The 20,765-nt window shown below is 42.4% G+C and carries 20 protein-coding genes; 8 read left to right on the top strand and 12 right to left on the bottom strand.

From position 1 onward, the window contains the following. The first annotated feature begins 22 nt into the window (after positions 1 to 22). Positions 23 to 1,141: an LPS export ABC transporter permease LptF gene (lptF, locus tag HOO90_RS08905; protein ID WP_292842203.1), complete on the top strand. Its 1,119-nt coding sequence runs from the start codon at positions 23 to 25 to the stop codon at positions 1,139 to 1,141. A gap of 15 nt (positions 1,142 to 1,156) precedes the next feature. After that, positions 1,157 to 2,227 (top strand): LPS export ABC transporter permease LptG, encoded by a 1,071-nt coding sequence (gene lptG / locus HOO90_RS08910; protein WP_292842205.1) that lies wholly within the window; start codon positions 1,157 to 1,159, stop codon positions 2,225 to 2,227. Here the strand turns inward: lptG and HOO90_RS08915 are convergent. Genes HOO90_RS08915 through HOO90_RS08930 form a run of 4 tightly spaced genes read right to left on the bottom strand, consistent with a single transcriptional unit; the run spans position 2,196 to position 4,164 of the window. Beyond that, complete coding sequence (locus HOO90_RS08915; protein WP_292842207.1) at positions 2,196 to 2,642, bottom strand: RDD family protein; 447 nt, start codon at positions 2,640 to 2,642, stop codon at positions 2,196 to 2,198. The genes lptG and HOO90_RS08915 overlap by 32 nt on opposite strands. 10 nt (positions 2,643 to 2,652) lie before the next feature. Beyond that, positions 2,653 to 3,114 carry a DUF3106 domain-containing protein gene (locus HOO90_RS08920; RefSeq protein WP_292842209.1) on the bottom strand — a complete coding sequence of 154 codons (462 nt, stop codon included), beginning with the start codon at positions 3,112 to 3,114 and terminating at the stop codon, positions 2,653 to 2,655. Then, the gene (locus tag HOO90_RS08925) at positions 3,090 to 3,551 is read right to left on the bottom strand and encodes a DUF3619 family protein (RefSeq protein WP_292842211.1); all 462 of its coding nucleotides are present in this window, start codon (positions 3,549 to 3,551) and stop codon (positions 3,090 to 3,092) included. Before HOO90_RS08925 ends, HOO90_RS08920 begins: the two co-directional genes overlap by 25 nt. Before the next feature lie 10 nt (positions 3,552 to 3,561). After that, positions 3,562 to 4,164 carry an RNA polymerase sigma factor gene (locus HOO90_RS08930; RefSeq protein WP_292842213.1) on the bottom strand — a complete coding sequence of 201 codons (603 nt, stop codon included), beginning with the start codon at positions 4,162 to 4,164 and terminating at the stop codon, positions 3,562 to 3,564. A gap of 145 nt (positions 4,165 to 4,309) precedes the next feature. Here HOO90_RS08930 and HOO90_RS08935 point away from each other — a divergent pair, with 145 nt between their 5' ends. Genes HOO90_RS08935 through HOO90_RS08945 form a run of 3 tightly spaced genes read left to right on the top strand, consistent with a single transcriptional unit; the run spans position 4,310 to position 7,613 of the window. After that, entirely contained in the window at positions 4,310 to 4,543 is a 234-nt protein-coding gene (locus HOO90_RS08935) for a PP0621 family protein (RefSeq protein ID WP_292842215.1), read from the top strand. After that, positions 4,544 to 6,190, top strand: coding sequence for a HAMP domain-containing sensor histidine kinase (locus HOO90_RS08940; protein WP_292842217.1), 1,647 nt, complete (start codon positions 4,544 to 4,546; stop codon positions 6,188 to 6,190). A 19-nt stretch (positions 6,191 to 6,209) separates the two neighbouring features. Next, the gene (locus tag HOO90_RS08945) at positions 6,210 to 7,613 is read left to right on the top strand and encodes a sigma-54 dependent transcriptional regulator (protein WP_292842219.1); all 1,404 of its coding nucleotides are present in this window, start codon (positions 6,210 to 6,212) and stop codon (positions 7,611 to 7,613) included. 47 nt (positions 7,614 to 7,660) lie between these two features. On the opposite strand, the gene HOO90_RS08950 is transcribed toward HOO90_RS08945, so the two are convergent. From HOO90_RS08950 to HOO90_RS08960, 3 genes are read right to left on the bottom strand one after another with little or no spacing between them, the layout of a single operon-like run. Beyond that, entirely contained in the window at positions 7,661 to 9,217 is a 1,557-nt protein-coding gene (locus HOO90_RS08950) for a sulfatase-like hydrolase/transferase (protein WP_292842221.1), read from the bottom strand. Between the two features lie 12 nt (positions 9,218 to 9,229). Then, positions 9,230 to 11,791, bottom strand: coding sequence for a glycosyltransferase (locus HOO90_RS08955; RefSeq protein ID WP_292842310.1), 2,562 nt, complete (start codon positions 11,789 to 11,791; stop codon positions 9,230 to 9,232). A gap of 8 nt (positions 11,792 to 11,799) precedes the next feature. After that, positions 11,800 to 13,377, bottom strand: a complete 1,578-nt coding sequence (locus tag HOO90_RS08960; RefSeq protein WP_292842223.1) for a beta (1-6) glucan synthase — start codon at positions 13,375 to 13,377, stop codon at positions 11,800 to 11,802. A gap of 168 nt (positions 13,378 to 13,545) precedes the next feature. On the opposite strand from HOO90_RS08960, the gene HOO90_RS08965 reads away from it, so the two are divergent. Next, on the top strand, positions 13,546 to 14,049 hold the full coding sequence (locus HOO90_RS08965) for a hypothetical protein (RefSeq protein WP_292842225.1): 504 nt from the start codon (positions 13,546 to 13,548) through the stop codon (positions 14,047 to 14,049). Here HOO90_RS08965 and HOO90_RS08970 read toward each other — a convergent pair. The 5 genes from HOO90_RS08970 to HOO90_RS08990 form a co-directional block, all read right to left on the bottom strand. Then, the gene (locus HOO90_RS08970; RefSeq protein WP_292842227.1) at positions 14,046 to 14,843 is read right to left on the bottom strand and encodes a ChbG/HpnK family deacetylase; all 798 of its coding nucleotides are present in this window, start codon (positions 14,841 to 14,843) and stop codon (positions 14,046 to 14,048) included. The genes HOO90_RS08965 and HOO90_RS08970 overlap by 4 nt on opposite strands. 13 nt (positions 14,844 to 14,856) lie before the next feature. Further along, positions 14,857 to 15,249, bottom strand: coding sequence for a GtrA family protein (locus HOO90_RS08975; RefSeq protein ID WP_292842229.1), 393 nt, complete (start codon positions 15,247 to 15,249; stop codon positions 14,857 to 14,859). Positions 15,250 to 15,285: 36 nt separating this feature from the next. Beyond that, complete coding sequence (locus HOO90_RS08980) at positions 15,286 to 16,257, bottom strand: glycosyltransferase family 2 protein (protein WP_292842231.1); 972 nt, start codon at positions 16,255 to 16,257, stop codon at positions 15,286 to 15,288. A gap of 24 nt (positions 16,258 to 16,281) precedes the next feature. After that, a complete protein-coding gene (locus tag HOO90_RS08985) occupies positions 16,282 to 17,835 on the bottom strand; it encodes a glycosyltransferase family 39 protein (protein WP_292842232.1) in 1,554 nt (517 codons plus the stop codon). Between the two features lie 110 nt (positions 17,836 to 17,945). Continuing rightward, on the bottom strand, positions 17,946 to 18,947 hold the full coding sequence (locus tag HOO90_RS08990; RefSeq protein ID WP_292842234.1) for a sodium:calcium antiporter: 1,002 nt from the start codon (positions 18,945 to 18,947) through the stop codon (positions 17,946 to 17,948). 89 nt (positions 18,948 to 19,036) lie between these two features. Between HOO90_RS08990 and ampD the strand changes: the two genes are divergently transcribed. Continuing rightward, positions 19,037 to 19,570 (top strand): 1,6-anhydro-N-acetylmuramyl-L-alanine amidase AmpD, encoded by a 534-nt coding sequence (gene ampD / locus HOO90_RS08995; protein WP_292842312.1) that lies wholly within the window; start codon positions 19,037 to 19,039, stop codon positions 19,568 to 19,570. 80 nt (positions 19,571 to 19,650) lie between these two features. Continuing rightward, positions 19,651 to 20,754: an efflux RND transporter periplasmic adaptor subunit gene (locus HOO90_RS09000; protein ID WP_292842236.1), complete on the top strand. Its 1,104-nt coding sequence runs from the start codon at positions 19,651 to 19,653 to the stop codon at positions 20,752 to 20,754. Positions 20,755 to 20,765: the final 11 nt, after the last annotated feature.

Raw genomic sequence — 20,765 nt, forward strand, 5'->3', positions numbered from 1 at the left:
TAAATACTTACTCATAAATCAAATGCTTTTTAGGCGTTCACTCTTACAAGAACTCATCTCTACGGCTTCAGGTGCATTTCTTATCCTGCTGGGCATCGTCGTTGCACAACGTGCTGGATACTTAATTCGCCTTGCCGCAAAAGGTATTTTGCCAAATGATGCAATAACCACAATGCTGGGTTTTAATATGATCCGTTTTTTACCCATGTTATTGTCGCTAAGCTTGTTTTTGGCAGTATTGTTAACCTTATCTCGCTGGTATCGAGACTCTGAAATGATCATTTGGTTTAGTTCAGGTCTTAGCATTAGTCACTGGATTCGGCCGATACTCGTTTTCACAATACCGGTTGTCTTAATCATCAGCTTTTTGAGCTTATTTGTCACCCCTTGGGCGAACAATAAAATTGATGACTTTCGGGTACAGCTTGAAAGCCGCGATGACTTAGCCGCCATTACGCCTGGTGTATTTAAAGAATCTGCTCATGCGGACCGCGTTTTTTTTGTGGAAAGTTTTGATGAATTAGGCAACATCGTTAAAAACATTTTTGTGCAGTCAATTCAGCATCAAAAATTAGGCATTATCGTTGCAGCACAAGGTAGACGTTTCGTTGAGAAAAATGGAGATAATTTCTTACTCATGCAAAATGGCAGACGTTACCAAGGCAATAAAGAAGGCGCGGAATTTTCTACTACTGAGTTTGAAAAATATGCAATACGAGTTGAGGCAGGTGAAGCAAAACGTTCTGCTCCTTCAACAGAGTCTATTTCCAGTCAAGAACTTATTCGCAACCAGAACAGCGTCTACATCGCAGAATTACAATGGCGCCTAGCGGTACCAGTTTCCGCTTTAATTCTCGCCCTGCTAGCCATTCCACTAAGTGCACTAGACCCTCGAGCTGGGCGATCGGCCAATTTTGCTTTAGCCATTATCATCTACATTATTTACAACAATCTACTCAACATCATTCAAGCATGGGTCGCTCAGGGTAAGATAAGTGGAATTATAGGCTTATGGCCAGTCCATCTACTTTTTGCTGCGCTGGCTTTTTACATGTTTTACCGACGCACGCACCAATTACCGATATTCCCCAGCGTTTCATTGCCTTGGTCTAGGACGGAAATTAAGCCTAATCTCCGTTAGTGCGCGATAAATCTCATGAATATCATTCATAAATATTTACTCAAAGAAGTGACTAGCAACGTGCTGATGGTCATGTTGGCACTCATTGCCATGTTCTCATTCTTCGATTTAATCCAAGAACTGGAAGCATTAGGTCAAGGTAATTATGGGCTTGGCAAAATATTATTATTCGTTCTACTAAGTTCCCCCGGCCATATCTATGACGTAATGCCTGTAGCTGTGCTTGTGGGCTGTATGTATAGCTTAAGCCAGTTTGCGCGCCATTCTGAGCTTGTGGTGTTAAGAGTCTGTGGTCTATCAATATTAAACATAGCGGCCTTATTGTTAAAAATTGGCCTAGTTTTCACCTTGCTAACTTTTCTGGTAGGTGAACTCGTCACCCCCTACAGCGAAAAAATGGCACAGCGTATGCGCATTAAGGCAACTGATTCTGTCGTCGCGCAAGAATTCAGATCTGGCTTATGGGTAAAAGACGGTAATAACTTTATCAATGTCGAAGAAGTCTTGCCTGACGCGACCTTACTCAACATCAATATTTACGAGTTTGACAAAAACTCCAAGCTCACGAAAGTACGCAAAGCCAAAGGTGGGCAATTTGAGAGCGATTTCTGGAAGCTTAAAAGCGTCACTGAGACAGAATTTAACGCAGAGTCTATAAAAATCAATGAATTAGCAGAAGCAAAATGGTATTCATTGCTTCGTCCCGAGTTGCTGAATGTTTTATTAGTTGCTCCAGAGAAAATGGCCGCTTGGAACTTATATTCTTACATCACACACTTAAATATAAACAAACAAAAAACTACACGCTATGAGGTAGCGTTGTGGGCTAAGTTGATATATCCACTCGCCTGCATGGTCATGGTGATTTTAGCGCTGCCTTTTGGCTTTATACAGCAACGTGCTTCTGGTGCTAGTGCCAAGATTTTTATTGGCATCATGCTCGGCGTCCTGTACCAAATTCTGAACCGAGTCTTTGCCCATCTGGGATTATTGAACGACTGGTCACCTCTATTTAGCGCCATCATGCCGACCATCCTATTTTTGATTGCCGGGCTTACAATGCTTTATTTCGTGGAACGTAGATAAGCTTGCTGCCCAACAACCTGTCGTGCAAAAATAATCTGTCATGATCCAAAAATACCCATAAGAAACCGAACCCTAACGTCAGCAGCCCTAAGCATGCCAAGAGGTATCTTGCTATAGCGACTGGTACTGATAATAGCTGATTGTTTTGATTGAGTAATTGTAGCTGCCAAGTTTGCATTGCTAGCGTGTGACCACTTTTATGCCAAGACCAGACAAAATACAGTCCAGCTGAAATAAGCAACCATAACTGTAATAAATAACGCTTCCACCCTTGGCCTGCATCCCCCAGCAACATCATAAATATGAACGTGCTGACCATGAGTATGGCAATCACAACAAGCGCCTCATAAATAAGACAAGCCCCAAGCTTGAAAAAACTTGGGGCTTGTTGCTGACTAACCTGCTTATTTTGCATTGTTGCCAGTTTAATTTAAGTCCGCATCCTTATAGGTTTCGGGTGAATCTGCACGTAATCTTGCACGCTCAGATTCTGGTAATTTTTGATACTCCAACCATTTTTGACGCAATTCATTTTTTTTCTCTGCTGGTAAAGATTGAAATTGCTGATGGTTTTTTCTAGCATTCTCACGCTCGTAAGGTGTCATACGGCTCCAGTTAGTCAGTCGCTTTTGCACTAACTCCTGCTTTTTAGCGTTCATTTTTGGATAATCTCGGGCAATATCCAGCATTTTTTCGCGCTGCCAAGGACGTAACGTGTCCCACTCTGAAGCCAAAGGATTTAATATTTGTCGTTGCTCATTATTTAGTTGTGCCCAAGCCACATCTGAATCACCTGCAAATGCAATGTGGCTAAATGTGAATACACCTACGATAAAAACTTTTAAAAATAGAACAGCGCGTTTTAATCGCGCTTGGAAACTAACCATGTATCAAACCCCTTGTCTGCAAATGCTTCTGGTGGCAACTCGGATGCCAACAAAAATGCGTCACTATTATTTAAATTATTATCTGCATTAAATTTTTGTGCTACAAAGAAAGTCAACAACATTGCACCTACAATAATCGCTGTAAACATCAGCCGATGATGTTCAAAATAATCACCAAAGCCATTGCCTAACCATTGCAACACATTGCCATTCTGACTAAAACCCTGACTAGTCGCTAATTGATTCACAGCCAAACCACGTGCATAAGACAAGCGCTGCAATGTCTGAGCATTAAGATGCTGCGCATTATCATTTAATAAACCAGCAACAGTATGCGCAAGCTGCTCATCCGCGCTCAAGCTAGCATCTGGCTTACTATTTTCAGTCTTAACTTTTTCCATGTGCATAATTTTAGCGTCTTCTTGTTGTGTACTCATCATTCACCTCTTAGCCTTTTGAGCTTTGATTATTTAACGTCAGGCCTGGTAGACCCAGTTTCTCTAAACCTTGTTTTTTCAGTTCTGCCGCCAACGCATGAACCGCTCGCGAGCAGTGCGTTTTCACGCTACCATCCGAGCAACCCATTATTTCAGCAGTTTCTGCCACATCCATCTCCTCCCAATAACGCAACACAAAGGCTTCTCGTTGACGTGTGGGTAGCTTTTCTAGTGCAGATTCTATCAGTTTTATTGTTTGGCTACGTTCAAGTTGAGCCGATGGTTCGTCACTATCATCCTCAACATCAATCGTCTCTAATGGGTCACGGTCTTCACCCTCATCATTACTACCGAATGAAGATAGCAAGGTAGTCCATAAATTACGTACTTTTTGTCTGCGCCAGAAATCGCGCATAGTATTTTGCAAAATTCGCTGAAAAAGCATCGGCAACTCTTCTGCAGGCTTGTCTCCGTATTTTTCTGCGAGTTTCATCATCGCATCTTGCACAATATCCAGTGCCGCATGGTCGTCACGCACGGCATAAGCTGTCTGCTTAAAAGCACGACGCTCCACGTCCTCAAGAAAATCAGAAAGTTCTTTAGTAGTTGCCATTACACTTCGTAGTAATTTGGTTTACATTCACTTTATTATAAATTGCCAACTCAATAATTTCAGAAAGTATATCAGGTTTACATTTTGAACTAGCGCCCGCATTGGTTACAATCATAGCAATTAATTAATAGGCATTATTACTTCTATGTGGCGACTGATTTTTCTAGGCATCATCATCTACTTGCTTATTGCCGCTTTTAAGCGCGGCATGCTTACTAAAAAGCAGGATGATTTGAATGTTAAAAAGGGCGCGCCCGCCAGTGAAAAGAAAATTGAAACCATGGTCAAGTGTGCGGCTTGTGATGTGCACCTACCCAGATCTGAGGCTTATCTAGTCAATGGTGACTTTTATTGCAGTAAATTGCACATTCCTAAATAAATGCCGCTGCTAACTAACCATTCGAACAACAGCCAACTTGAAGCTAGGCTTCCCCGCGCCAACACGCTAGACGTTCCACTACAAAACCACGCAGTCAATATCCTGAATGTTTTTCGCTTTGTCTTAAGCTTGGTTTTCATTATCTCTTACCTGTATTTAGGTAAGGAATCTTTATGGCAAAGCGAGCACTCGCTACTCACCTTTAAGCTATCGGTTGCTTATTTTATCTTTAGTATTTTCATCTTATTAATCAGCCCACTTAAATCTGATGTATATAAACTATCACTGCCTTTTCAGATTACTGCTGACATTGTTTTCATCATTTTATTCATGTTCGTTGCTGGGGGCATCACCAGTGGATTAGGCATATTATTAATCATCATCATCGTGATTGCCAGCCTAGCAAGTAATGGCCGCCTAGCTTTATTTTATGCCGCAGTCGCCAGCATAGGCTTATTGCTAGAACAAAGTTATCGCATGCTATTGGATGACATATCAGCCACCAGCTTTACCCAGCCTGCAATACTGAGCTTGAGTTGTTTTGCCACCGCTTGGCTAGCTTTTACACTGGCAAAACGCATGCAACATAGTGAAGCTTTGGCTTCTGCACGCGGCATTGACATTGAAAACTTATCACAGGTAAATGCGCTCATTGCGCAGGAAATGCAGGATGGCGTAATTGTAGTAGACGAACACTTTAACATTCGGCATAGCAACATACAGGCTACAACATTATTATCTCTGCCAATAGGCAATGTGGCGGACTTTACGTTAAAGCATTATGCGCCCGAAATTGCTGTCATGTTCAATGATTGGTTAGATGAATTAGACGAAAACAACAATGCATCATTCACGATTAACAATCGAGAATTAAAGCTCCGATTCATGCCAATCAACCAGAATATTGATACTCAAATATCAAACCGACGCTCTGGAGCTGTTATTTTTATTCAAGACCTCAGCCAGATTCAAACAGCGGCACAGCAAGCTAAACTAGCGGCACTTGGCAGACTTACCGCCAATATCGCGCATGAAATACGAAATCCCTTAAGTGCAATCAGCCACGCTAACCAATTACTGCAAGAGGATGAAAAAAATACCGCTTCAACTTCACGACTACTGCAAATAGTTTCAGACAACATTAGCCGTATCGACCAAATCATCAAGGATGTACTTGAACTCAATCGACGTGATCGCACCTATTCAGAAAAAATAGCGTTAAGCGACTTTTTAACGAACTTTCACTCGCAATTCTGCGCTGTTGAAAATATTCCAAGTACCCATTTTCAACTTCAAAGTTTTCAGGATAAAAACTTTATGTTTGATAAGCGTCATTTAACGCAAATTTTATGGAATCTTTGTAAAAATGGCTGGGAGCACAGTCAAAAGCAAATCGGCAGTTTATCCATTGGTGTTCAAGACCTGAGCAAAACAGGGCTGAATATCATAATTAAAGATGATGGCGCTGGCGTTGCTGAGCATGACCAAGCGAGACTGTTTGAACCATTTTTCACCACAAAAACGACTGGCAACGGTTTAGGGCTTTATATTTCACGCGAATTAGCAGAAGCCAATGGTGCAAAACTACAGTATCAAGCCCTAAGTCCGGGCAGCGCATTTATAATTCACCTTAAAAAGTCCAGCTAAAAAAGGCATAATGTTACTTATGACACAAAATCCTACTTGCCTAATTGTTGATGATGAAACTGACATTCGTGAACTATTGACCATGACGCTAGAGCGCATGGACGTTGACACCTATAGTGCCAGCAACATCGACGAGGCAAAAGCATTACTTAAACAACGCGCATACGCACTTTGTCTGACTGATATGCAAATGCCAGGCGGAACTGGTTTGGATCTGGTTAACTACATCAATGAATTTCATCCTGGACTGCCTGTTGCGGTCATTACTGCACATGCCAGTGCAGAAAATGCAGTATCCGCACTCAAAGCGGGAGCATTTGATTACTTAAGCAAACCAATCTCTTTGAAGCAACTGCGGCCAGTGATTGAATTTGCACTCAAACTGACCACACAATCAAATATTAAAAGTCCCAATGTACTAGAAATGGTAGGGGATTCTTTACCCATGGCTCATGTAAGGTCCATGATTGCCAAGCTTGCTCGGAGCCAAGCTCCAGTGTACATCAGTGGTGAATCTGGTAGCGGTAAAGAACTAGCCGCAAAACTCATCCACAGCAATAGTTCACGTGGCGAAGGTGCTTTTATTGCTGTTAACTGTGGCGCCATCCCAGAAAATTTGATGGAAAGTGAGTTTTTTGGCTATAAAAAGGGTTCATTCACCGGTGCCAGCCAAGATAAAGAAGGTATGTTTCAAGCCGCAAATGGCGGTACGTTATTTTTGGATGAAGTCGCTGATTTACCGTTAGCCATGCAAGTAAAATTACTACGTGCGATTCAAGAGAAAAAAATACGCATGGTGGGCGGCACAACCGAGGAAGCGGTCGATGTACGCATCATCAGTGCGACTCATAAAAATCTCAACGACATGATGGAGGCTGGACAATTCCGGCAGGATTTATACTACAGATTAAACGTCATTCAGCTTAAAATGCCTGCTTTACGGGATCGACCAGACGATATTCCTTTGTTAGCAAATTTACTACTAGCAAAACTATGTACCAACCAAAATATTCCGCTACCTGAAATTGAAGCTGACACACAGACCTATCTTTCAAAGTTACAGTTTCCTGGCAATGTGCGTGAATTAGAGAATATGCTAGAGCGAGCTTTAGCCATGAGCGATGGTAAAACCATCACTATAGAAGATTTAGGAAATGAAAATGAATCGTCACGATTTCATAACGCAACGACTTCAGAAACATTGAATAAGGCAAGTTTTAATTCAGAGCAAACTCAAGACCTTAATTTAACCGATTACTTAGAAGACGTAGAAAAGCGTGCCATTGTGAAAGCTCTGGAAAAAACCAACAACAACAAAACTGCTGCTGCCAAACTGCTAGGAGTTAGTTTCCGTACTCTGCGCTACCGACTCGCCAAGCTTGGCCTTGCAAAGGAGAGTGACTTAGAGATTGAGGATGATTGAAAAATCCGGGTTATCAAGTTTAAATCTACCTTTTAAATGTATTCAAACTAATGCGTTGGTGCATTTTCAACTACTAATACAGGCAACACTTTAGGCTTCCACAAATCCAAATATTTATTCGACTTATTTAGCAAATCTCGGTTCATTTCCTCATATTCAGTTTCTGGCGGCAGGTTTATGTTCTTAGCAATGGCGGAATAGCCTAGACCTAATTTTCCGCCTTCAACTTTAAAACCAATAAAATCCAAAACAGTAGGAAATAAATCAAAAGGCAAAATAGCTTCGCGATTTTTATGGATAGTCTCTTCTGAAATAAATCGATTGAAGATATGCCGTTCTTTAATTTGGTCTAATTTATTCGATACTGGATTTTCCATCGCCAAATGATCGCCTAAAATTACAATATTAGTGTCTTTAAGATAACCATTTTTTGTGATGAACGCCACTATATCCGCAACCTGTTGGGCCGTACATTCAACAATGCCTTCAAAATCTTTAATGCCCCTCTCTTTGCAATAATTTGAAAAATGGCCATCTGGGCCATGCGTATCAATCGTGGTAATAGTGAGATTAAAGGGTTGTTGTTTCGCATGCAATTCCACCAACTTGTCTTTGAATATTGACAATAAATCGTCATCGTACAAACCCCAAAAATTCATATCAGCGTCGCTAAGATTGCCTTTTAATTCATCCTTTCCAAGCACTTCATCGTAATGATGATCCCGAAAAAACATACCTTTACCAGCAAAGGCTAAGGCATCCCCGCCTAAATAAACGCTGTAATAGCCTGCGTCGTGTAAAACATCCCCTAGACAAACTGCATTGGGTAAAAATGATTTAATTTTTTCACCTTGATCATTCCCATCATACAAACTGACACTTTTAAGTGGTACCGCACATTGCGTTGCAGTAATACCCGCAATTGTCCACCAACTTCCAGGTGCCGTTTTGTAACTGACAAAACTGGTGCCTTTTAATTGATCTAGCGGAGCAAGTAAGTTTTTCCCAAACAGATGGGTGTCTTTGTATGAGTCTTCCAGGCTTTCTACATAGATAAACACCAAGTTCTTGGGCTTGATTGGTTTGACTAACTTGACTTGTGCTGGGGCGAGGTAATGCTCTGCAAAATAATCTTTTCCAAACAAGTGATGAATAAACACGCTAATTGAAAACTGCACCCCAAAATAAAGACCAGCAGTAAGCAAGGTATATAACGGCGCCCGATGCCCGATAAACCAATAAATCACCTTTAAAAAATGAATATTGGCTGAACGTGCAGGTCGGGTCAGCCAATGCGCAGACCCGTGAATCAAAAATAGTGCGATGGAATACTCCACTAACACCAATAGCATTGCAGCACTTACAGGAAGCGCTATGCACCAAGCCAAAAAGCTTTTAATGATAGCTGCATCGGTATCCACCAGCCCATCTAAACCAAATTGAGCATGGTAAAAAATCTGCTCTAACGAAGGCTCACCGAAATTGTCTCCAATCCAATAGGCACTTGCGGCTAAAAAGAATGCACTTAAATAGGTTAAAAATCGAATTAAACCGCGAATAAAATGGCGATGGCGATTATGAAGTTGTTGGGCGCGACTAAGCATGTTGATTTACTTTTAATTTGGGCGTTGCGAAATAAACTGGCAAGTGACAGCGCTGGCATAAGGTAAGCATTGCAAGGTCAACATGGCGACCCACAATTGAGCATCTATATTATTTAAACCACGCGTTGCTAACATAAGGAAGCCACACAAAATCAAAGCCGTTAGAAGCGTGAGTTCTTCAATAATTGGATTTAGAATTTGTAGTTTATTGATTTTATTTTTGCCCTTAGCCGTGACCTTAAATACTCCGTCTTTCTTGAATATTCCTGTTATTACACCTTTAGCAATAGCATGAGAAAGCCCGAGACTGGCAAGTGAAGCGCCAAAGATATCAGTCCAGCTACAATTCATGGTTTTTCTGTAAAGAATCGGACCGAGGGCGGCCTTTATGCCCAAGAAGCACAAGATTGGCACAATCATAATCGAGACTGGCAAACTAAAGGCTGTTGGAAAGACCAACATCGCGATTGTCCAGCCAATAGAACCAATGGTAAAAAATAACTGTAAGGCATCGCCCAACCAACCAAACCAGCCGGTAAGAAAGTGATAGCGCTGGCCAAAAGAAAGTGTTGAATCACCCAGCAATTTTGGCAGATGATGTTTCAATATCTGCATGGCTCCAAAAGCCCAGCGGAAGCGTTGCGACTTAAGCGCCTTAAAGTCTGCGGGCGTCAATCCACGTCCAAAAGTATCATCCACATAGCGGAGTTCATAGCCTTTTTCCAGCAAGCGCAATCCAAGCTCAGTATCTTCACAAATACACCATTCCGACCATTTACCGCTATCCAGCAAGGCCTGATGGCGGACCAAAGTCATTGTGCCGTGTTGAATTAGCGCATTGCGCTCATGGCGATGATGCATGCCAATGCGAAAAAATCCTTCGAACTCCCAATTACTCATCCGTTTAAAAAAGTTATTTTCCCATTCGCGATGCGCCTGGGGCGCTTGCACAACCGCAACTTGCGCGTCAGAAAAGTGTGGCACAAGATTCGATAACCAGTCCGCTGTAACTTCATAATCAGCATCGACCACCCCAATCACTTGTGCCTTTTTATTGGTCTTATCTAATGCAAAGTTCAAAGCGCCGGCCTTAAAGCCAGGCCATTGCGGAAGATGATAAAAATGAAAATTAGCTGGCATGTTTGCTACGTAGGTTTCGAGTGGCTTCCACTTGGCTTCATCTTTGGTGTTGTTATCCACCACGATCACTTCAAAATGGGTGTAATCAAGCTTATGCAAACTTTCAATGGTCGCAATCACCATTTCAGGCGGTTCGTTATAACAAGCCAGGTGAATCGAAACATACAGTTCTTTATCCGTGGGTAAAGGTTTTGCACGCTTGTAAGCCCGATTCCAGCCACCTTTAAACATCACCTCACTAAATTCAACGCCATAAATCATCAACACGGCAGAAGTAAGCCCCATACCGATAATCAGGCCGATTAAAACGATAAAATCACGCAATGTGTAGTAGTAATCGCCAGGCAAGTTCCAAGCCACGACCAAAGTAGTGACGCAGGCTTGTAATAAAATTGCCATGGATAATCTACCACCCAGACCCCAGCGTCTAAAACGATAACCGATAAATAAAATAGGCAAGAATGCTAACAAAGTAGCCCATAAGGCTTTTTCTTCCCAGCGGCTATCTTTTGGCACAGCGCCCTGCAAAGAATATTTTTCATGACGGTCTGCCGAAAACATGCCCCAATAAGCCCCTGCCCAGCCTTCTAGCTTTTGTTTCCAAGGCTGATCAAACGCTTCCATCAAATAATAGTCATAGTTTTTATAGGCGGTCTTTGCTAAAAACTCTCGAACAAAGCGCGCTTGGTTCACATCTGAAGCAATAGCCGCGCCAATAGTAGGCCCATGGCTAGGCCAACCAATTTCAGTGATAACAATTTTTTTTCGTGGAAACGCTTCCATCAGTTCTTTATAGCGACTGAGTGAATAATCCACTGCATTTTCAACTGGCAAACCTTCGTGATAAGGCAACAAATGCACCGCGATATAATCCACATGTTTGACTAGATCCGGATTTTTGAGCCAAACATGCCAAGGCTCGGCAGTAGAAATTGGCAATTTAGTGGCTTTTCGTACATCATCCAGATAGCTAAACAAAGCTTCTGGTTTCAAGTCACTTCGCAGCAAGACTTCATTGCCAACAATGGCACGTTCGATACGAGGGTAGTTTTTAATTTTTGCTTTTAATGCCTCTACCTCACGTCGGTTAGCATTAGTATCACTGCCTAGCCAAGCACCAGCAGTAACATAAAACCCGAGATTAGAAGCTAAGGCAGTAACTTCGCTATTTTCCAATGCTCCATAGATACGTATACGATTTGTCAGCGGTTTTAGTAACTTGAGATCGAGTTCCAACTCAGCTGTGCTAGGATATTCTTTATCTAGCGGACTCTGATTTTCTTGAAAGCCACTATAAGCAAAGCCATGAACAATCGTCGGGGCATTCATCACCGGCAATGCCTGGTTAAAAAGACTCCAAATACCAAAATGGATTAAACCAAGCGCGGTGGCGAATAGGATTGGATTTAAAAAACGCTTAAATTGTATAGAAATCAAAATAACTAGTATTTCCTAAAGAAATTCAAAGATGCGCTGAATGACCTAGGCCAAGCAGATGTTGCAAGCATGATGTTGATTGCTAACCAAAGGACTGCGAGTAAATTCTTAGGCTCCAAATACAAGCAATAAACCGCAGATACAATTAATAAAGCATGGAGTACATAATAAATTTTTATCTTTGGCCGAATACGTTGTTTAAGCAAGTATAACCCGAGTGAAAGTTGTATCGCTGGTAGTGCATACAAACTGACTGCAAAATCGCGATAGCGTCCATCAATAATCAACAATGTGCTTGATGTGATTGCCGCTAGTAGCAATAGGGTTGAACATGCTAACAATAGTCGTGTGTTGTTTAGGCCAGTACTACTCACCGTCCAGATGAGACTAATTACTGCAATTCCACCAATCGCCGCCACTCCACCTAAAGCCAGCCATTCCCGACTATTTTGGCATGCGCTAAACAAATATTCGGTTTGCAATAAAATAGTGATTCCCAATAATGCGCCCAAACTGGCCAATCCAATCAGCCCTGCTTTCCTGCGCTCTCCAAGAAAAAAACTTAACCCTAAAAACAATAGAGCACCAATGCTAGCCACTATAAATGGTCGCAATCCATCTGCCCGCGCTTTAATATCCCCATTGAAAGAAAATTTTGGCGAGAAATCGGTCTGGTAGATCCCCCAATAACCACCGACAGTCCCCTCCAAGACGCGCTTCCATGGCTGATCGAAAGCTTCAATTAGATTGTAGCTCCAATTCCTGTCATGCGCGAGTTGCAAAAACCCTCGAATATAGACGGCCTGATTTATAACGCTAGGCTGAGATTCTTGGCGTTGCCTTCCCACTGAGGGCCAGCCTGTTTCGCCAATCAAAATCGGCTTTTTAAAACTTGCAGTGACTAAGCTCATCACATTACTGGTATGGTCTAAGGCATTTTCTATGGACTGCGGATTGTCTTCCCAGTAGGGAAGAATATGCACCGTCACAAAATCTACAGAATTTTCCAACGTGGGATGCTTGCGCCAAAACTCCCAAACATCGGCATAGGTAACGGGTACCTGCGTGGCAAGCTTTGTCTTTTCCAAATAGGCTTTCATAGCCGCTTCAGTCTGCTCCCCACGAAGCAGAACTTCATTTCCGACAATCAAAGCTTTAATAGTTTTAGGATATTTGTTCGCAATTGCAATAGCGAGTCCGAGTTCACTGTCATTCAAACTTTTCACCCAGCCAATCCAAGCGCCTAAATATACTTTCATCCCCAGTTTAGCGGCTACCACTGGAACATAATCTAAACCCTGGCTAACCGAATAGATGCGAACACAATTGAACTGCTTAGCTAATATTGTTAAATCTTGGTCAATTTGAGCAGGATTAATACGTGTGCTCGAATTAAGCGGTGATTGCTCTTGGTGATAATAGGGCGAGTAAGAAACGCACTGAAGTTTTCCATCGCTAGGTAATTGCGGCTTGATAATGGCTAAGGCTTGATTTTGCTGCCATAACCAAGCGCTCAACAGTGCTAGCAATGCCAAATTAAATAGAGCAAAAAACCAAGTAGATTTAGCACTGTGAATAGTCATAAATTTCTGAAAGAACAGCTGATGCAACGGCTAGATAGATTAAGTAGCGCCTATGATAATCTAGGACGTTCACATAACAAAATTTTACCGCTAAAATATGTGCAAATTTACATGGACCGCTCGGCTGGCATTACAATAACAACTTATAAAAATATTTGAGAAATTTGCATGAAAAAACAGTTTTTATTCTTTTTAATCATTCTATATTCAAGTTTAATGAGCTTGGCCCATGCAAAATCCAATTTTAAAGGCAATGATTACAGCGGCGTATACGCCTGCAAGGGGAGCAATAATAAGGTCGGCGATTATGAAGTACAGGCAACATTAAAACTCAATCGCCTCAGTAGCCAAGGTGCCTTTGGTGTATATGATTTCAATACTGAAACCGAAAATTCCTGGATTTATCAAGGTCAGGCGATTGCCAATGGTAATAAACTTGCGCTGACATTTAACTTATCCAATGGTGTAGCAGCGGAATACAGTACCGGCTTAGCTGACATTCAAAAGATATCGCCTAACCGTTGGGCTTATACCAACCATTATTATGAACCCGATGACTCTGGTGGTGATTATGGAACGGAGTATTGTGTGATGGAAAAGCCTGCAAAGATGGCTAAAAAAACAAAAAAACTAGTGAACAAGAAAACAAATGCGGTTGAACGTCGTCTTTAACAATCTTGAGGGCTGCGGCTTAGTTTAATTTTTTGCAACAAACCATCCATTGCATCACTATCAAGAACCGAGTATTCAATAAGCCTTGCAAAGTAAATGGGGTCATTCAACTCCCCCTCCATCTTGGCCGTTGCAGGATGACACATTAAAACTGGTGTGCCTAGTGTGCTATCGACATTCGATAGCCAAAAATTCAATGCGTTTTTATAGTCAACGCTAGTACCAGAAAAGTCATAAACACCCAACAAATCACCGCTGCATCTAAAGTCCATGCGCTTAGCTGCCTTTTCGAGCGCTGATGCGCCTAACGAACTAATCACTTTAGCCTTCAAACCATCGTTGACTGGAGGACGCGCAATGCGTATCCACGGTAATTGCTGGCTGTATCGCGTAGTTAAAACGTCGAGTAAGGCCTCACGTATTTGCGGCAGTTGATGCACATGCTGATGGCCATCCACATAATCTGGGGCAGTGCCAAGCGCCTTTTCAAAACGATTGAGTTGCACCTCAATGCAGTGTTTGATCGCTTTTGGAGGTAAGTTCCTAAATAAGCTACGGGCAATTAAAGCAGTATGGCGGTGGGCATCACCAAAATGGGTGAAATCTAAATGCAAGCCAATGTCTGCTTTTTGTCTTATGTCAGCAGTTAACCTTTGCGCCGACTCAAACCAGCGTGGACTTAATACCATGCAAGACGTTGCAGTCAATCGGTTCTTTTGTATTAGTTGGATAATCGCCTCATCAATCGCAGAGCTTTGCGCAAAATCATCCGCACAGATAATTACCGATTTCATCACATTTCCAATTTCATGGCGAATGCTTAAAGGCCCAATTACGACTCAGTAAATAGGTGGAAACGGCGATGATAACCATCACCAATCCTAGTGCCAGCCAAAAAGGCAGCCAAGTATAAGTCAATGCCGCTATCAGCAATAACTGATTTGCAATAAACCCAGCAACCGCAACTGTTAAAAAACGTGGAAAAGCTTGGCTGTGTGTGGAAGTTTGCTTTGAAAAACTGAACTTTCTATGCCCAAAATAACTGACTGGAAAAGCCATTAAAAAACCAACAATATTAGCCTGTGATGGAGGCAAAACTCCCGTAAATTCAAAACTCACGGCTACAATATAATGTACAATTGCCGCTAGCGCGCCAATAATAGCGAACCATGAAATGGATTGTTTATGCAGATTGCTCATGGTACGTTACTTTTAATCACTGAATCGTATACGCAATTACGAATTGGCTTCTGGCTTGTTAACTTCTGCAACGATATACGGCGGGCGACCTTTAACTTCGTCGTAAATACGGGCTAAATACTCGCCCAATATACCAATAAAAAGAAGTTGAACACCAGCAAAGAACATCATGCCTGCCACAATGGTTGGCCAACCCGGCACAGATTCATTGAAGAATAAATGGTCAACAACCACATAAAGCCCATAAATAAATGCTAAAAAAGCAAGCAATCCACCAACGGCACTGGCCAGCCGTAGTGGCATGACTGAGAAACTCGTGACCCCTGTCCAGGCTAATTGAATCAATTTTAATTTAGAAAATGTACTTTCACCGTGTGACCGTGGCAAAGGTTTATAGGGAATGCCAACCGACTTATAACCTACCCAGGCGTATATCCCCTTCATAAATCGATTGCGTTCAGGTAAGGAAAGTAAGGCATCCACTACCTGCCTATCCATCAAGCGAAAATCACCCGCATCTCGCGGAATATGAATTTGACCACCCAAGCTAATCATTCGGTAAAAAACACGCGAGCCCCAGCGTTTAAAATGCGATTCTGACTCACGATCTTGGCGTACTGCATACACCATATTGTAGCCTTCGCGCCACTTTTGCAACATCTGCCCCAGCAATTCTGCACTATGCTGGCCATCAGCATCCATACAGATTACGATGTCACCGCCTGCATGCTCCAAGCCAGCACTAATGGCATACTCTTTACCAAAGTTACGCGAAAATCTCACTAACGTAGTGTTGAGATTTATCGGCAAATTTCTAACCAAATGCGCTGTTTGATCACGACTACCGTCATCGATTACGACAATATCCCAGCGTGTCGTTAGTTGCCTAAGATGCTCCGCAATATGATTTACGGTACTTGCAATCGTAGCTTGTTCATTAAAAGCAGGCACAATCACCGTGATGTGTGGCTGAATAATATTGGTCGGTGGTAACTCGTTTTGCGTCATCTATTGGCCTCTTGTCACTATACGTTAATCTCGCGGTGGCGCATGCGGGCGGCGATCCTCACCGGTCAAGTTTCTGCGGTCTTTAACGATAGCTAATGGCGCATCCAAACGCGTTATAGATGCAATGACTTTTCCCTGCAACACTTTATCGCAATGCATAATGGTGCTGGAAATAAAAAAATCCGCCACCACCCAATCTTCTGTAACAGTAAAACGCTTATCTAAATAGGCGCGACCTTGGAACGCCTCGGCACATACGGCGACAGAGTATACATGTGGATTGTTTGGGGTCTTTTGCTGTTCAAGATCAATGTACTTTTCCAATGCAGTAGTTGCCTCTATGAGGCTGCTTGACCAGTAATCGCCTTCCCAATCATGAATGGCTTTTTTAAAACTATTGCCTGCAAATTGATTGTAATAAATGTATTCATAAGGATGCAACGAATAAAGCGTATAAGCCGTAGTTGAAATGAATAGCAGGCAGAATGCAGTAAAACCCAAACGTAGCTTTTTATAACTTGCCAAAAGCTGAAAAACTTGCGACAAGCCAATCCCTGCAACGATAGCCAGCACAGGTAGAATAAACGTGAAATGCCTTACGCCATTGTAAAGCGCTGGGCGATCGAAAAGCACAAACAATAGTGGCGTTAAAAGTGCAATTGCAACAGTGAGTTGTGGCAGTTGCTTGCTAAAATCGATACGCTTTATTTTGAATAAAAAGATAGCCGTTACGCTGAATAGACCCAATAAAAATACTTCGGGTAAGCGCACGCCTAAATACTGCATCAAATAAGTATTCGGCACATCTCCAATTTTGAGGTATCGACCATTTAATATAGTTTCCATATCAAAGGTAAAATGTGAAAATGATTTTGCGGCAATCAGAATATGGTCTAAACCCATGACTGCCCAAGGCCAGCAAAGCGCCATCAGGATAAATGCCACCACTCCCGCAGGCAGTAAGCCCAACACACTCTGCCAGTAAAAACTGAGTTTTTCTTGCAACTTATTGGTACGTAACAAACCGGCAATCAACACTAATAACAGCAAATAAATAACAGCAAACGCCCCACCAATTCTCAAACCCAAAGCAAGACCAACGGCCACACCCAACTTAAGCGACAATAGCAAAGGAATGCGCGGCAGATGTTTAGAAATAAGTAAGGTGTAATAAAGCGCCCACATCATACATGCGCCAAACGACACGTCTTTAGTATGAGTGAACATCGCACCTGTCCACGCGCCTGTGATGCTTAGTAACAACACTGCCAAGAAGGCAGCCCGCTCGTCTGCAAGTTCCCGTGTACATTTATAAACTGCAACTATCCCAGCAAACCCAAAAATTGCAGATAGCAAATGGCGAATATCCCACACCCAAAGTGGCAGAATTTTCTCCAAAGTGGCGGCCACTAGGTCGAATAATCCACCATAAAGGTAAAGATTCTTATAAGTAAATGCTGATAAATCAGTAAAGCCTGATTGATAAAACTTCAGCAACAGCTGGCCATAGAGGTGCTGCACTTCCTCATCATTACTTATGCCATACTGCTTAAAAGTGAGCAGAATAAAAATTGCCAACGCTACAAAAAGGACGTACGTAAGCTTTCTATATGGATTCAAGATCATCAACTTATCAGTTTTTTGCTTGCGGTGAATTTACTAAGATAGGCGTGTGGCGATAATAGATTTTAGGCAAGAACTAAGGTTAAATAGCTAATGTACATCGCACCATTTACAAACAAGTGCCAGACCTTTATGCCACCTTTTGCCACCAGATAACGAAGCCAAATTGAAGCAAGCAAGGTCATTACAATACCTAGCAACACTTCTTTACGCGGCTCCCAAGGGGTGAGCATAATGCCGATTGCTGGCAACAAGGTGCCCTGAAATACCATTGCGCCGGTAATGTTACCAAAGGCAAGCGTATCTTTGCCTTTGCGTATCCATAAAATGCTATTCACTTTTTCAGGCAATTCGGTTGCGATAGGGATAATCAATAAAGACAATAACAAGGCAGAGATGCCGATAATTTGCGCGGCTTCTTCTACACCATGTATAAAGCCTTTCGCGCCGGCTATCAATAAAGCCACACCCAATATCAACTGAATCACAATCACAATCATATTGTTAGGCAAGCCCAGTTTGCATAAAAACATGTCGCCACCAGCTTCTGTGGCATGCCCATCGGCCACCAGCGCTTTTGATGCGTTAAGCGTCATCATCACATAAACAAAATAAATCATCACCATGCTAGCGCCAATGCCGTATCGCACTACAGTGAGCGTGTGCGGCACGAACATGGCAATGGCCGCAAAACTAAAAGCGATAATAAAGAAATTAAGGTCGCGGATTAAACCCGTGCGTTCTGGGCGTAAGTGACCATGGCTACCTCGTCGCTTCCAAACCGATATCGCCATTAATGAAATTGATAACGTTGCGAGCATCAACGGTGCACCCAATATTGAGCCTACGCCAATTTCTTCATTGGTCGCTACATTCTGCGTACCAGCAAGCAACGCCAGCAAGGGCACCATGGTTTCAGGCAATGCCGTACCAACGGCGGCAAAAAGCGATCCTGTAACGCCTTCAGAAATACCTAATTTTTCGCCTAAATGTTCCAACGCATTGGTAAACACCTCGGCTGCAATTAGAATTACAATAAGCATTAAAAACAATGTTGCAAAAACCATGCGTTGCCCCTAGCTGAATACATAAAACACGCATTTTACAGGAGTTTACTAAAATCGTATCAAACAAGCACTCTAAAGCCACCAAGCAAATCACTATTTCGGATGCAGGGTTTGCTAGCCAAGGGGTTTATATCCCATCGCCAAATTTTGATTCTCGCTCTGAAAATGAGATTAGCCTGATTGTCATCCACAACATCAGCTTGCCACCCAACCAATATGGCGGCAATGGCATTATTGAGCTATTTACCAATCAATTGAATCCTGATGAACATCCCTACTACGCTGGGATTCATACGCGTAAAGTATCCTCGCACTTTCTTATTCGACGCGATGGTAGACTCATTCAATTTGTTTCTAGTTTAAATCGCGCATGGCATGCTGGCATTTCTAATTGGCAAGGGCGGGAACGTTGTAACGATTTCTCGGTCGGAATTGAGCTGGAAGGCTCTGACTTTGAAATATTTGAGAATGCGCAATATCAAACACTTGAAAATTTAATTGCTGCACTCTCCAAAGCCTATGAAATACAAGCTATAGTAGGACATTCAGATATTGCGCCAGGCAGAAAAACTGACCCAGGCCCTTATTTTGATTGGGCGCGACTCGATAAAATAAACCATTAAACCTTTGGTCGTGAGGCCTTGCTCTTTTTGAGCTAAGATAAAAATTTGCGGTTAATTAAAAATTAAATAAAAATACAAACATGAGAAAACTCCTTAAACTTGCATTCATTGCTCTACTTTCAACCCTATTAATCGCATGTGGCACTAAGGATACTACGAAAGAAAAATCAAAAGCTGACAAAAATGGCCCAAAACCGACACTCGTTACTGTTACGCAGGTGAAAAACCAGGCCATAGAGATTACCGAAGAAGCTGTTGGCTCACTTGAAGGTTTAACCAATCCAACAATATCAGCCGAAGTAGCTGCACGCGTGATAAAAATTCACGTAAATACTGGCCAGACAGTAAGACAAGGGCAATTAATCGCCACCTTGGATGCGGCGGATTTTGGTTTGCAGCGGAATGAAGCACAGGCGGAAGTTGCTCGCATTGAGGCGCAACTTGCTAATCAAGCCAAAACCGTTATACGCAATCAAGCACTGGTAAGTAAAAAATTCATCTCTCAAAACGCCGTCGATAATGACATTGCGCAAGAAAACGTATTAAAAGAACAGCTTGCAGGTGCCAAAGCACGCATCAGCAGTATTGACCATGGCAGCAGTAAAACCAAAATCTATTCCCCTGTCAGCGGCAATATTGAAAAAAAGTTAGTTGATGACGGCGAATATTTACGCGTTGGCGACCCGATTGTACTGATTGTATCAACTCAAAATTTACGCGCGCATTTGCCTTTCCCAGAACATATTGGCGCACAACTCAAAGCAGGCTTAAAAGTACGCCTTAGCTCGCCGATTAGCGACAAAACTGTAGAGGCCGTCATCCATGAATTAAAACCCATGATAGTTGAAGGTAGTCGCTCGGTAGATGTGATTGCCGATATTGCAGATGCACCAGGCTGGCAACCAGGTGCCAGCGTTACGGGTAAGGTGATCTTGGGTGAACGCGCCGAAGCTAAAATGGTGCCCGAGCAGAGCGTTGTACTTCGTCCTGCGGGTGAAGTAGTGTACATAGTTCGCAACAATACTGCTTATCAAGCGATTGTCACTACAGGTGAGCGTCAAAATGGCCTAGTGGAATTACGATCAGGTATTAATATAAATGACACGATTGTGGTCGATGGTGCAGGATTTCTAACCGATAAAGCACCGGTTAAAATTAGCAACAGCAACACTGATAAAAAGTAGTACGACAAACC

Origin of the sequence: Methylotenera sp. (assembly GCF_013141425.1) — a bacterium.
In the GTDB taxonomy this organism is placed as follows: domain Bacteria; phylum Pseudomonadota; class Gammaproteobacteria; order Burkholderiales; family Methylophilaceae; genus Methylotenera.